13 protein-coding genes are annotated in these 12828 nt (G+C 46.1%); all 13 read left to right on the top strand.

The window, feature by feature from the left end; translation table 11 throughout:
• Positions 1–291: 291 nt before the first annotated feature.
• The 13 genes from A28LD_RS09620 to A28LD_RS09560 all read left to right on the top strand — a co-directional run bounded on the left by A28LD_RS09620 (position 292) and on the right by A28LD_RS09560 (position 12819).
• Positions 292–1197 carry a hypothetical protein gene (locus A28LD_RS09620; protein WP_139043565.1) on the top strand — a complete coding sequence of 302 codons (906 nt, stop codon included), beginning with the start codon at positions 292–294 and terminating at the stop codon, positions 1195–1197.
• Positions 1194–1847, top strand: a complete 654-nt coding sequence (locus A28LD_RS09615) for a PilN domain-containing protein (RefSeq protein ID WP_007420892.1) — start codon at positions 1194–1196, stop codon at positions 1845–1847. The genes A28LD_RS09620 and A28LD_RS09615 overlap by 4 nt, the downstream gene beginning before the upstream one ends.
• Positions 1844–2509 carry a type II secretion system protein GspM gene (gene gspM / locus A28LD_RS12020; RefSeq protein ID WP_007420891.1) on the top strand — a complete coding sequence of 222 codons (666 nt, stop codon included), beginning with the start codon at positions 1844–1846 and terminating at the stop codon, positions 2507–2509. Before A28LD_RS09615 ends, gspM begins: the two co-directional genes overlap by 4 nt.
• Positions 2496–2954, top strand: coding sequence for a hypothetical protein (locus A28LD_RS09605; protein WP_139043564.1), 459 nt, complete (start codon positions 2496–2498; stop codon positions 2952–2954). Before gspM ends, A28LD_RS09605 begins: the two co-directional genes overlap by 14 nt.
• Positions 2951–4603, top strand: a complete 1653-nt coding sequence (mshL, locus tag A28LD_RS09600) for a pilus (MSHA type) biogenesis protein MshL (RefSeq protein WP_007420889.1) — start codon at positions 2951–2953, stop codon at positions 4601–4603. The genes A28LD_RS09605 and mshL overlap by 4 nt, the downstream gene beginning before the upstream one ends.
• Positions 4604–4677: 74 nt before the next feature.
• The gene (locus tag A28LD_RS09595; RefSeq protein WP_007420888.1) at positions 4678–5589 is read left to right on the top strand and encodes an ExeA family protein; all 912 of its coding nucleotides are present in this window, start codon (positions 4678–4680) and stop codon (positions 5587–5589) included.
• On the top strand, positions 5586–6851 hold the full coding sequence (locus A28LD_RS09590) for a tetratricopeptide repeat protein (protein WP_007420887.1): 1266 nt from the start codon (positions 5586–5588) through the stop codon (positions 6849–6851). The genes A28LD_RS09595 and A28LD_RS09590 overlap by 4 nt, the downstream gene beginning before the upstream one ends.
• Entirely contained in the window at positions 6851–8638 is a 1788-nt protein-coding gene (locus tag A28LD_RS09585) for a GspE/PulE family protein (RefSeq protein ID WP_007420886.1), read from the top strand. Before A28LD_RS09590 ends, A28LD_RS09585 begins: the two co-directional genes overlap by 1 nt.
• The gene (locus A28LD_RS09580; protein ID WP_007420885.1) at positions 8631–9890 is read left to right on the top strand and encodes a type II secretion system F family protein; all 1260 of its coding nucleotides are present in this window, start codon (positions 8631–8633) and stop codon (positions 9888–9890) included. Before A28LD_RS09585 ends, A28LD_RS09580 begins: the two co-directional genes overlap by 8 nt.
• Before the next feature lie 18 nt (positions 9891–9908).
• Positions 9909–10460 (top strand): hypothetical protein, encoded by a 552-nt coding sequence (locus A28LD_RS09575; protein ID WP_007420884.1) that lies wholly within the window; start codon positions 9909–9911, stop codon positions 10458–10460.
• A gap of 113 nt (positions 10461–10573) precedes the next feature.
• Positions 10574–11197 carry a prepilin-type N-terminal cleavage/methylation domain-containing protein gene (locus A28LD_RS09570; RefSeq protein ID WP_007420883.1) on the top strand — a complete coding sequence of 208 codons (624 nt, stop codon included), beginning with the start codon at positions 10574–10576 and terminating at the stop codon, positions 11195–11197.
• 60 nt (positions 11198–11257) lie between these two features.
• The gene (locus tag A28LD_RS12440) at positions 11258–11785 is read left to right on the top strand and encodes a prepilin-type N-terminal cleavage/methylation domain-containing protein (protein WP_007420882.1); all 528 of its coding nucleotides are present in this window, start codon (positions 11258–11260) and stop codon (positions 11783–11785) included.
• 167 nt (positions 11786–11952) lie between these two features.
• Positions 11953–12819, top strand: a complete 867-nt coding sequence (locus A28LD_RS09560) for an MBL fold metallo-hydrolase (protein WP_007420881.1) — start codon at positions 11953–11955, stop codon at positions 12817–12819.
• Positions 12820–12828 lie beyond the last annotated feature (9 nt).

Genomic DNA, 12828 nt, shown 5'->3' with positions numbered 1-12828 from the left:
GATACCAATATTCTATTTGTCATACATAGAAAGTGTGAATATTATACTAAAAAAGCTTTAAAATATGCTGGGTTAGTGCCATATTAAAAAAATTCATATGGAATTACTGGCTAGTAAATAAATTCGAATTAATCAGTGTTTTAGTTAGCACATTTTGCTTTCAATGAAGCGCTGGTGAAGAAATACGAAATGGCCAACATAATAATAATTTAAAGAGGGATTCGTTTGTTTAAGCTTTTTAAAACAAACAAAAAGAAGTTGATAGTAGCGCTGGGGATTTGTGAATCCTCTGTGCAACTGGCCATTCTAAAGGTTGTTGCGGAAGATCAAATTAATGGTTCTGTGCTGATGCATGCTGGCGAAGCGTGGCAGTTAGTGGTGAACGATGAAGTAGCAATAACAGATAATAATCCGTTACCAGCGTTGCAAAGCTTATTTGCACGCTACGAACGTTTTGACTTTAAAAAACAGCCGGTACAAATAGTACTTGGTTCCAGTTTGGTAGAGCAAGTGGCCGTTGATCGCCCAGATGTTCCCGAACAAGATATTTTACCCACCTTACAATGGACACTGAAAGATTTGGTGCCAATTCCCGCCGGAGATTTATTGCTGGATTACTATGATATTCCAGTGCAAGTTGCGGGCGCAAAAAAAATAAATATTGTTGCTGCTAGTCGTTCGAAAGTGCAGCCGTGGGTAGAGTTCTTGCACAATCAGGGCATGGTTGTTGCCGGTATTGTGAACCAAGATCTGGCCATGGTGAAATGGATAGATGAAGGGCTTCGCTCGATGGTAGTAAGCCAATCAGCCGGTGAGCGTGCACAATTGCACATTATTACTAAACAGCAATTGGTAGTGAGCCGAAGGTTATCGGCCGGCTTTGATTTAGAAGTTATTAATCCAGAAAACATGGAAGAGCTAGAAAGCCTTTCGATTGAACTACAACGCTCTCAAGATTTTTATACTGGGCAATTGCGGCAAGCTTCGTTGGCTGATATTGAACTGGCGATAAATCATAAGAATGCAAAAGCGATTGCGGAAGTTATTGGCGCGCAATTAGGCATGCAAGTGAGCATGCTGAAGTATCCAGATTTTACCAAGGAATTAGCCGCTGGTGATTATTCTGATTTGGCTGCGATTTCTGGTTTACTTTGGTACACCTCTGCTCAAGCAGCAGAGAAGGTAGTTGCCTCATGAAGCACACTATTAACCTTTTCCAACAAGATCTAATTCCAGAAGAGCAGTGGTTAACTTTATCGAAGGTGCTCATTGTAATCGCTGTTTTGTGTGGCTTGCTCGGTATTTGGAAAGCTGGGTTGATGGTGCAAGCAAATGGCATAGAATCGCAGGTGGCGGAACAACGAGTTGTTCTTAATGAACAACAGCAACAGTTGGCAACTTTGAGTGAGCAACTGCGCCTGCAAGCGCCGAATCCGGTATTACAAGCCGATGTTGGTAGGCTTGAGAACCAAATTGCAACACGCCAATACTTATTGGCTGAATTTCAGCGCCGGGGCCAGATTAAGCAACACGATTATGCAGGGCTGCTAACGGATTTGGCTTTGTTGCATCGTGATGGTGTATGGCTTACTCGCATTCATCAAGATCGCGATCAATTGAATTTACATGGGCATGCTGTTAATGCCAGTATTTTGCCGCAATGGATGCAAAGCTTTAAAGAATCAACCGTATTATCGGAACGGCGCTTTAACATGGTTGAGCTAAAGCGCGATAACCGCGAATTACTTAGTTTTGTGTTGCAGGGGAGTTCTCGTGGGGTGCAAGAAATACCACCAACCGAGAATAACGATTCTGATGCAACAAATTCAGCGGAGGGCTCGCAATGAAGCAATGGTTAGCCAATGCCGAATCGTGGTTTAACGATCGTGAAAAACGCGAGCAATATATATTTTCAGTGGTTATATTTGTTGTGATTGCTTGGTTAGGTTTTATTTTTTTGATTGAACCAAGTGTTGAGCAACGCACTGCACTGCAGCGCCAAGTGCAACAAATAACAACGCAAACACAGAGTATACAGCAGCAGGTGACCGGGATAAGAACTCAGCTGCAGGCTAACCCAGATATTGAGTTGAATACGCGGCAACGGCAGTTAGCGAGCCGCAGTAACCAGCTCAGCATGCAGCTTGATAACCTCGCTGAATTTGTGGCGCCAGATGAACTACTTGATTGGCTGCAAGCAATGCTGGTGGATTCTGAGAACGCTGCATTAACAGGCGATGAAGCGCTTACGTTGCGTTCATTTGATACTTCCGCCCCAGAACCATTTTTAGCCGATTCTCCGGGTGGAACGGTATATCAACACAACGTGCAAGTGGAGCTTGAAGGAAGTTATTTCGCCGTACGTGATTATTTACAGCGGTTACAAGATTTGCCGTTTGGTTTTTATTGGCAAGAACTTGATTATCAGGTTCGAGCTTATCCGATGGCAGAAGTTCGGTTGCGGCTATATACCTTAAGCCAGCAGGCTGGAGGTAATGATGAAAATTAATTCACCAATAGCGAAAATAAATGTTGTGTTAACGTGCGTGTCTGCTTTGCTGATTATTACCGTTTTCAGTTTTGTTGGAGTATCTAAGGCGTTTGCAAATGTTGTTCTTAGCGTGGTTGCGGTAGATAACCTAAACATAAATAATTTACAAAATCGCGTTGAGCGTGATCCAACTAGGCCTCCAGTGAGTGCCGAAAGTTTGGCGCCGGAAGGTGAGCGCGCAAGAGCGAGAACAGCAAATTTAAAACTTGAGTTTATCCGTTATAGCACTCGTGGTAGTAGTGCAGTGATTAATGGAGATACCTATTTTATTGGCGATCGAGTTGGCGGTTGGGATGTGCAGCAGATCGAAGCCGATCGTGTGGTTCTTATTCGCGGTAACGAAGAAATCGTTCTGTCGGTATTCTCCGGCTTAACGCGTAGTAGCTTCAAGGATAATTCATGACAGTGAGAATGAGCCTCAGTGCTTTAATCGGATGTATTATACTCTCGGGGTGTATTACTAAACCTCCAGAGCAGTTAGCTGATGAAGCTGATCAAGCACTGCGCACGGGTGAAATTCGTCCAGCAAGCGAGCGTTTACAAGGTTTGCCTAGTGATGTTCGTAACGAATTACGGCAGCCATTAAATGATCGTGCTGAGCGCAGCCGGCTTTTAGAAGAGCCGCGCTTTTCTGTGCAGGCACGGCAAGTGAATGCGGCTGATTTCTTTGCTCAACTAACGAATGAAAGCCCATACAGCTTGGTAGTTCACCCAGATGTTTCAGGCTTGATAACAGTAAACTTGCGCGATGTAACGCTGCAAGAAGCATTAGATGTAGTGCAGGATATTTATGGTTTTGATATTCGCCGAGAAGGGCGCATTTATCGCGTATTTCCAGCGGGCCTGCGTACCGAAACATTATCACTAAATTACCTTTCATTGCGCCGCCAAGGGCAATCACAAACCTCAGTAACATCGGGTGGTGTTGCTGATCAGCAAGGTGCTAGTGGCAGAAATCAGGGTAATTTAGGCCAGAGTAATCAGGGTAACCTAGGTTCGCAAGGCGGATTGCCTGCGGGAGGCGGTGCAACAGGGCGTAGTGGGCAAACAGGCTCAACTATTTCTTCTGATTCGGAAACTGATTTTTGGAAAGGGCTGCAAGAAATTCTTGAAGGTGTAGTAGGTACGGGCGATGGCCGCCGTGTAGTGGTTTCGCCGCAAGCTGGGCTAGCTACAGTTCGTGCTTACCCACATGAAATTCGTGCCGCTCGCGATTTCTTAGCCGCGGCTGAAAGCAGTTTGCAACGGCAGGTAATTCTTGAAGCTCGCATTGTTGAAGTATCGCTTAGCGATGCGTATCAACAAGGTGTTGATTGGAGCCGCATTACTAGCCGCATCGGCAGTGGCGTTACTGAGTTCAGTTTCAGTGGCGGTAGCGTAGATTCTTCTTCGTTAGGTGGTGTATTTGGGTTGCAGTTCCAGAACCAAAGCTTCAACGGGATGTTAGAACTGTTATCTACTCAAGGTAATGTGCAGGTGCTTTCAAACCCGAGGGTAACCGCTACTAACAATCAAAAAGCAGTTATAAAAATCGGTGAAGATGAATATTTCGTAACGGATGTTTCCACCACTACAGTTACCGGCACAGCTACTACATCAACGCCGAACGTGCAATTAACCCCATTTTTCTCAGGTATTGCGCTTGATGTAACACCACAAATTTCCGACGATGGCACCATTACCTTGCATATACGCCCTTCGGTAACGGAAACTCGTGAACAAGAGAAGATCATTACCCTAAATCGCGAAACCTTAGTATTGCCGCTTGCGCGTAGTAACATTCGTGAATCTGATACAATTATTCGTGCGCGTGATGGTGAAGTTGTGATTATTGGCGGTTTAATGCAAACCTCGTATTCTGATGAGGTGAGCCAAGTGCCATTTCTTGGAAACATTCCGGTGTTGGGCGAGTTGTTTACCAATCGCCGGCAACGGGAAGTGAAAAAAGAACTGGTGATTATGCTGCGGCCCACAGTTGTTGGTGTTGATACTTGGGATACCGAGTTGGAAGCTTCTCGCGAGCTGCTTCGCCGCTGGTATGAAAGCCAATAATGTAAAATCTTAGTGTTGTTAGAGAATGCTAACCGTTAAATAAAAGCACAACTTCAACGAGTGCAAGGATAACAATGTATTTATACCATTTCGGCTTTTCAGAATTGCCGTTTACATTAACACCAAATACCAACTTCTATTGTGGCCTTCGGGGCCACGATGAAGCGTTGCAGGTGTTATTAACGGCGCTGAAAACAGGCGAAGGGTTTATCAAAGTAACCGGCGAAGTTGGTACCGGAAAAACATTGTTATGCCGAAAGTTACTCAACGAAATTCCTGAACACTTTGCAACGGCTTATATTCCTAACCCGTATTTACCACCTGAAGAATTACGCCATGCGGTGGCCTCAGAGCTGGGTATTGAGCACCATTTAGAGATCGATCAGCATCAGCTTACCCGTGAGATTGAGAGAAAGCTGGTGAGCATTAATAAGGGTGGCCGCTCGGTAGTTATTATTATCGATGAGGCCCAAGCTTTGCCGAACGAAAGCTTAGAAGCGCTGCGCTTGCTATCGAACTTAGAAACAGAAACGCGAAAATTAGTGCAGTTGGTGATGTTTGGCCAACCTGAGCTTGATGAGCGGCTAGCTACTCGTGAACTACGGCAACTTCGGCAACGGATAAGCTTCTCTTATGAGTTGGAAACACTCACTGAAGAAGAGCTAGCGCGTTATATCCATCACCGTATGCAAATCGCGGGTTTTAAAGGCCCCTCGCTGTTTCATCCTGATGTAATTTGGTGGCTTCATAAAGGCAGCCGGGGCGTTCCTCGGTTGACGAACACCTTGTGCCATAAAATGCTTTTGCTAGCTTACGGCTCGGGGCGGCACGCCTTATCGGTAACTGATGCCAAAATGGCGATTGCCGATACAGAAGATGCGGTAATGCCAAAAAGACAAGATTTAACCTGGTTCTTCGTGGGCTTTTCTGTTGCGGTGGCGATAGCCCTTGGCGCAGCCTTTTTGTTAGGGTGGTTGCCGCTATGAGCATTATCAATCAAATGCTGAAAGATATCGATCAGCGTGAGCGTCAGGGTGATCCCGGTGGTAGAGCGAATTACGTTTATTCAGGCCGCTCTTTGCGTTCGCGAAGATGGGTATGGGCGCTGAGCGGCGTTGCTGTAGTTGTTATTCTATTTTTGCTGTTATGGGGCTTTTCATTATTGCCGAAAGCGGAAGATGCGAACCCACTACCAACGGCAGAGCAATTAAGAATTGAGCGCGTGAATACCAATCTTGCACAACGTGTTGTAGAGCTAGAAGCCGCTGAGAAACGTTTAGCGGAACGCGAAGAAGCGCTTGTAAATGAGGTAGCGCGGGCCACGGAACAAGCGGCAGCGCGTGCGGCGGAAATACCCACTACAGGTGCAGCTCAAGCGGCTTCGCGTTCACGGGCGCAGAGTTTAGCCGCGCCAGTACTAGCGCCGGTAGGTAATGAAGGTACAACAGCCACAAACACCGAAACAGTTGGTAAAGAGCCTAGTACCAGTGCAGCTACGCAAAGCTCAACTGCGCAAAGCCCAACTACACAAAGTTCAGTTACTGAAGGCCCAGCTGTTGCCGTTTTGCCTGAAACATCTATTGATCCAGAAGTAATGCATGAAGATGCTGGGCAAATGACCATTGAACGTAGTGATAGCCGTACTGCAACCGCACCAACGCTGCATCGGCGAGGCCTTGAAGCTTTAGAGGCTGGCGATTCTCGGCAGGCTATTCAACGTTTTCAAGAAGCGTTGTTGGTTAGCCCTAATTATCACGAATCACGTTTACAATTAGCCGCGTTACAATTTGGCCGTGGCTTTGCTGCCGATGCATTAGAGTTACTGCGTGATGGCCTGCAGTTGGCACCGACTAATACCGAATTTTTGCTTCTGAAAGCGCGTATCTATGATCGTATTGAACAGCCGCAATTTGCCTTAGAGCTTTTACGTGATGTAAGCGCTCGCTTACCACGCGATGCTGATATTTTGCTGATGCGTGCGAATTTGGCGAGCGATGCGGGTGATTATGCGTTAGCGATTTCTAGTTACCAGCAACTGGTAACCTGGCGCTCTGATCAAGGCTCATGGTGGCTTGGTTACGGTTATGCACTAGAGCAATTTGCCCAATTTCAGGGCGAGAATAGCACCGATTACGTTAATCTACGTGAATCAGCTGCAGAGGCATATCGAAGAGCGCTGCAAGATTCGCGTTTATCTATTTCAGGGCGAGAATTCGCACTAGATCGGCGGGAGGCACTAAGTAACTGATGGCTCGCCGTAATCGATTAAAAATGCGCTTAGGCGATTTGTTGGTTCATGAACAAGTTATTTCAGAAGACCAACTTAGCCAAGCGTTGAAAGCACAGAAAACAACCGGCCGTAAGCTCGGCGATTTGTTGATAGAGTTAGAGTACTTGAGCGAACAGCAGTTGCTCGATTTCTTGGCGCAACAGCTTAACTTACCCGTTTTAAATTTGGGCGAACGGCGTATAGATCCGAATTTATCGCGCCTGATTCCAGAAGTTCAAGCCCGCCGGCATCGTGCGCTTATTGTTGAAGCGGATGATGAGCGTGCCCTTATTGCCATGAGTGATCCCGCTGATTTAACCGCGATAGATTCGATATCGGCGATATTGGCACCGCGTGAAATCGAATTAGCGGTGGTTGCTGAACGGCAACTCTTGGAAGCTTTTGATAGCCTCTATCGGCGAACTCAAGAAATTGAACAGTATGCGAGCCAGCTGCAAGAAGAATCAAAGGATGAAGCAGAGCTTGATTTAGGTGGTTCTCTTGAAGGCGATGGCGAGGATGTTACGGTTGCGCGCCTACTAAAATCTATATTTGCTGATGCAGTGCAAGTTCGTGCCTCGGATATTCACTTGGAGCCAGCTGAACATGGTTTGCGTATTCGTCAGCGGGTAGATGGCCAGCTACAAGAAACTATTCTTGATGAAAAAGGTATAGCGGCGGCCTTGGTGTTGCGCCTTAAATTAATGGCGAGCTTAGATATTTCCGAAAAGCGGCTGCCGCAAGATGGCCGTTTTCAAATGAAAGTGCGCGGGCATCAAATTGATGTGCGCTTATCTACATTGCCTACGCAATGGGGCGAAGCTTGCGTTATGCGTTTGCTCGATCAATCTCACGGCCTACTTTCACTTGAACAAACCGGTATGCCGGCTGCAATAGCGAAAAAAATTCGTTATCACATTGGCCGCCCACATGGCATGATTTTGGTTACGGGGCCAACGGGTTCCGGTAAAACTACAACACTGTATGGCATTTTGAGTGAATTGAACCAACCGAATAAAAAAATCATTACGGTTGAAGACCCGGTTGAATACCGTTTACCACGGATTTCCCAAGTACAAGTGAATAGCAAAATCGGTTTGAATTTTGGCCGTGTGTTGCGCACAACTTTACGGCAAGACCCCGATATTCTCATGGTAGGTGAGATGCGCGATCAAGAAACTGTAGAAATTGGCCTGCGCGGTGCAATTACCGGTCATTTGGTTTTATCTACGCTGCACACCAACGATGCTATCACCAGTGCTATGCGGTTAATCGATATGGGTGGAGCGCCTTATTTAGTTGCCAGTGCATTACGGGCGGTATTGGCCCAGCGCTTAGTGCGGCGTATTTGCGAACATTGCAAAGAAGAGCACGCTCCCGATGTTCAGCAAGGTACATTGCTACGCAGTGTGGTTGCGAATGTACCGAAAGAAGCAGTTTTTTATAAAGGCCGAGGCTGCCAACGCTGCGATTTCACAGGCTATCGTGGCCGTGTGGGTGTGTTTGAATTGTTGGAAATGAATGAGCCGATGATTGCGGCACTAAGAAATAGCGATACTCAGGCATTCTCCGAAGCTGCTCGCAAAAGCAAAGATTTCCGCACACTTGCAGAAGTTGGCCTAGATTACGCGCTTGAAGGTATTACAACGGTTGATGAAGTACTAACACTTGCAGCAGGCACCCCTGTATTTTCTGATGAAGATATGGAGTTGATGGAAAACGCTGAAACGCCAGATAAGGGAATTAAGGCCGATAGCGATGGCTAATTTCTTGTATCAAGGCCGAACTCGAGCCGGTAAAACGGTGAAGGGCAACCTGAGCGGAGCAAGTGCAGGAGCGGTAGCTGATCAGCTGATTCAACAAGGCATAACACCGTTAAAAATCCAACCGCAACAGGCGCCGAAGGCGAAGAAAGCAGCGAGTAGTTCCAAGGCAGTTAAAAAAGGGTTTGAATTACCTTCCTTTCTCAAACGTGGCGTGCCACTGCCTGATTTAATTATGTTTATTCGACAAATGTATTCGCTTACTAAAGCGGGTATATCTATGTTGCGTGCAATCGAGGGCCTTGCTGAGAATGCCACGAATAAACAGCTTGGCGTAGCACTGAATGATATTTGCGAGCAGCTTGAGCGTGGCCGCGGCCTTTCAACTGCCATGGCGGAACACCCAAAGGTGTTTCCACGTTTAGTAGTTGCCGTGGTGCATGTGGGTGAAAATACTGGCCGGCTCGAGCAAAGCTTTGCACAGTTAGCTATTTATCTTGAGGGTGAACTTGATACCCGCAAGCGGATAAAAAGCGCCACTCGATATCCTATTTTTGTGAGCATTTTTTTAGTGCTTGCGGTAATCATACTGAATATATTCGTTATTCCTCAGTTTTCATCTATGTTCGCGAGCTTTGATGTCGAACTACCGCTAATTACACGGATGCTGTTAGCTAGTTCAAACTTCTTTATAAATTATACCTGGCTGTTGATATTGGTTGTGATTGGTATCATTTTTGGCACTATGCGGTGGTTGAAAAAGCCAGCAGCGCGAGAGCGTTGGGATGGCTGGAAGTTACACATGCCCGCAGTGGGGGATATTGTAGAACGTTCGCTGCTAGCACGCTTTTGCCGCAGCTTTTCGGTAATGTTGAATTCAGGCGTTCCACTTACTCAAGCCTTAGGTTTAGTAAGTGAAAACTTAGATAACCAATATATGTCGGTACGAGTAGGTGAAATGCGTAAAGGTATTGAGCGTGGTGAAAGCCTATTGCGGGTAAGCCGAGCGAGCACCTTATTCACGCCACTAGTGCTGCAAATGATAGCTGTGGGTGAAGAAACCGGTAGCCTTGATGATTTGCTGGTAGAAGCTGCAGAATACTATGAGCGCGAAGTAGACTATGATTTAAAGAATATTACTGCGCGTATTGAGCCGATTATGATTAGTGTGGTTGCGGTAATGGTTTTATTTTTAGCGCTTGGTATTTTCTTACCAATGTGGGAAATGATGGGCGCATATTCAGGCGGCATGTAACCATGCAGGCGGCAGATAATGGCAGATAAACAGCACCAGCCGAAGGACCCAAAGTTACCGATTAAAATGGTTAGTTCATCAGCCGCAAGTACTAGCTCGAACTTGGGCGTTGCGCTTGCGATTAGTATTGCCAGCTTAATTGTTGTTGCTGTGTTGATGCGCAGCGCATCGTTGCAAATGTGGTCTGATCATACCGGCGGTTGGCGCGATGCAGAGTTTGATGCGGCGGCAAGCCGATTTCAAACACATGTAATGCTTGCCCATGTTGAATGGATTCGGCAAAGCCAACCCGCTGATGTAGTTTTAGAAGTGCGTGGTGATACCTATACCATTGTGCCAATGGGAAAAAACGGTTGGCCTGTGGGTGAAAATGGCGAAACCACAGGGAACGAACTTTGCCGCTCAGTGTGGGAGTTATTGGCAGAACCAGGAGATATGCGCAAAGATCTACGAACCGAGTGGGCCGTAGAAGGAAACCGAGGCTTTTGTAAGTTCTATTACGATAATATCTTACGATTCCGATACCAGCCCTCGAACGGGCAAATATATCACGAGCCAAAACCAGCGTAATTAGGCAGGGCGAAAAACCTCTGGGTGCGCAAAATGTCGCATATAACATTCAGTATAAAGCTAAACGGAATTAAGTTGATATGATCACTAGTATTAAAGGAGCTGCGAATATAATGAAGTTACAGATACCAAACAGCGCTAACAAACTTAAACAGCAAGGTTTCACCTTAATCGAATTGATTATAGTAGTGATTATCTTGGGCTTGCTAGCAGCAAGCGCACTGCCCCGCTTTACCGATATTTCGAGCCAAGCCGAAGATGCATCACTTGAAGGGGTAGCTGGCGGCTTTACAAGTGCAGTAGGTATTGTGCGCGGGCAGTGGGAATTAGATGGCCGCCCGCAGGGTACTGATGATGTAACTGGCGCAGGTGCTCTTGTTTTAATTGATGAAATTGAAGTGTATGTTGATGGTAACCGTGGTTATCCCGTAAGCGGTTTAGATAACCCAGCAGCACACGATGAAAATATGAATGCGGAAGATTGCCGGAGCTTGTTTGCTGCAATATTGCAGGGCGCTCCGACAGCGAGCTCAGATTTCGCCGACTTAGACCGAGTGAGGTTTTTTGTAGCGGCGGAAAATAGCGGTACGAATAATATCTGCGTATATTATCAGGCTAGAACGTTGAAAAGCTTGCTTTCTGCGCCGCAAGGTAACGATTATCAAACGGTAGGTAACAATTTCGTGTATAACCCGCGTACCGGGGGAGTAAACGTTAACCTTAATAGAAGCAACTAGTAGGCAGCTACTACTGCCATGGAATATAGAGTTTAACTTAGGCATATAAAGGTGATAAACATGAAACAGCAACGTGGTTTTACATTAATTGAATTGATCATTGTGATCATTATTTTAGGCATTTTGGCGGTAACAGCAGCACCACGCTTCTTTGATTTCTCTAGCGATGCACAAACCTCGGTAGTGAAAGGAATGGAAGGTAGCGTTAAAGCGGCTTCGGCGTTAGTTTACGCAAAGAGTATCATTGGTGGTGGGATTACTACTCCGTTAACTATTGATGATGCGGGCACTTCGGTTGCGCTGACTGCAGATACTCGCTATGCGGCTGCAACGGCTACTGGTATTTTTGAAGCTGTAGAAAATGATGATTTCAGTTCTGTGGTAGCGGGCGGTGCGTTGACAGCAGCAGCAACAGCTGAAAATGTTGAAGAAGACGACTTACTTATTTTTCCAACTGATTTAGCGGTAGATGCAACAGGTGAACCACTATGCTACGTTGTTTATCGTGCGGCTGTAGCGGCTCAGACAACTCCTACTGTAGTAGCAGCGGCTGCTCCAGTTATTTTTGCAGTAACTGACGGCTGTTAATTACAAGATTAAATTTAAAAAGCACCTTCGGGTGCTTTTTTTTGGATCTAAATTTGGAATTGGTCACTATAAGTATACTCAGCCATTTTACTGCTAAACTGCTAATAAGCAGTTACTAAAAATCGATAACAATCAGCCGCAAATCTGCGGCTAAAAGGAGTTGCCAAGTGAATCAGTTACGTAGCTATTTATTCTCAGTTGTTGCCGTTGCCGCAATGATGGTTGTGCCAGCTCAGGCGCAGGAAGTAAATGAAACCAAGCTTACCGAGGGCGTTTATATGCTCGAGGGGCAGGGCGGCACCATGATGTTGGTTACCACTGAAACGCGCACGGTGTTGATCGACGCTCAGTATGCGCAAATGGCCGAACGTATTGGCGCAAAAGTGGGTGAACTTGGGCATGTACCACTTACTTATTTAATCAATACCCATTTTCATGGTGATCACGTAGGCGGTAACGGCTATATGGGCTCTGAACTTGGTGCGAAAATTATTGCCCACAAGAATGTTCGTACACGCCTTGAAGCTGATGAAGATTTCGATGCAGCAGGCTTACCCACCATTTTGGCCGATAACTCGTTAACGCTCGATTTAGGTGGGCATACGTTAACCTTAGTGCATTACCCAACTGCGCATACCGATGGCGATATGGTTATTTGGGTAGAAGGCGAGAACATCGTGCATTTAGGTGATTTGTTTTTCGTTGATCGTTTCCCGTTCATCGATTTGAGCGCTGGCGGCACGGTGCAAGGCTTTATCGATGCAATTGCTGATTTGTTAGTGTTGCTGCAAGACGATACCCAAATTGTAGCAGGCCACGGTGGCTTGGCATCAAAGCGCGATTTACAGCGGGTACACGATATGATTGTAGCTACCCAGCAACAAGTAAAAGATTGGCAAGCGGCCGGCGCTGGTGTGGATAATATGGTGGATACCGGCTTAGCAGAAGAATGGGAAAGTTGGAGCTGGAATTTCATTAATGAAGATCGCTGGATCCGCACTTTATATAATGATTTGAACCCACGCAGCGAATAAACGTTTCTT

Origin of the sequence: Idiomarina sp. A28L (assembly GCF_000218785.1) — a bacterium.
Lineage (GTDB): Bacteria > Pseudomonadota > Gammaproteobacteria > Enterobacterales > Alteromonadaceae > Aliidiomarina.
This window is presented reverse-complemented; position numbering and strand designations above follow the sequence as displayed.

Coding starts and splice junctions, on each gene's coding strand:
- A28LD_RS09615 (WP_007420892.1), top strand. CDS start 1,194: ATGAAGCACACTATTAACCTTTTCCAACAAGATCTAATTCCAGAAGAG.
- gspM (WP_007420891.1), top strand. CDS start 1,844: ATGAAGCAATGGTTAGCCAATGCCGAATCGTGGTTTAACGATCGTGAA.
- A28LD_RS09605 (WP_139043564.1), top strand. CDS start 2,496: ATGATGAAAATTAATTCACCAATAGCGAAAATAAATGTTGTGTTAACG.
- mshL (WP_007420889.1), top strand. CDS start 2,951: ATGACAGTGAGAATGAGCCTCAGTGCTTTAATCGGATGTATTATACTC.
- A28LD_RS09595 (WP_007420888.1), top strand. CDS start 4,678: ATGTATTTATACCATTTCGGCTTTTCAGAATTGCCGTTTACATTAACA.
- A28LD_RS09590 (WP_007420887.1), top strand. CDS start 5,586: ATGAGCATTATCAATCAAATGCTGAAAGATATCGATCAGCGTGAGCGT.
- A28LD_RS09585 (WP_007420886.1), top strand. CDS start 6,851: ATGGCTCGCCGTAATCGATTAAAAATGCGCTTAGGCGATTTGTTGGTT.
- A28LD_RS09580 (WP_007420885.1), top strand. CDS start 8,631: ATGGCTAATTTCTTGTATCAAGGCCGAACTCGAGCCGGTAAAACGGTG.
- A28LD_RS09575 (WP_007420884.1), top strand. CDS start 9,909: ATGGCAGATAAACAGCACCAGCCGAAGGACCCAAAGTTACCGATTAAA.
- A28LD_RS09570 (WP_007420883.1), top strand. CDS start 10,574: ATGAAGTTACAGATACCAAACAGCGCTAACAAACTTAAACAGCAAGGT.
- A28LD_RS12440 (WP_007420882.1), top strand. CDS start 11,258: ATGAAACAGCAACGTGGTTTTACATTAATTGAATTGATCATTGTGATC.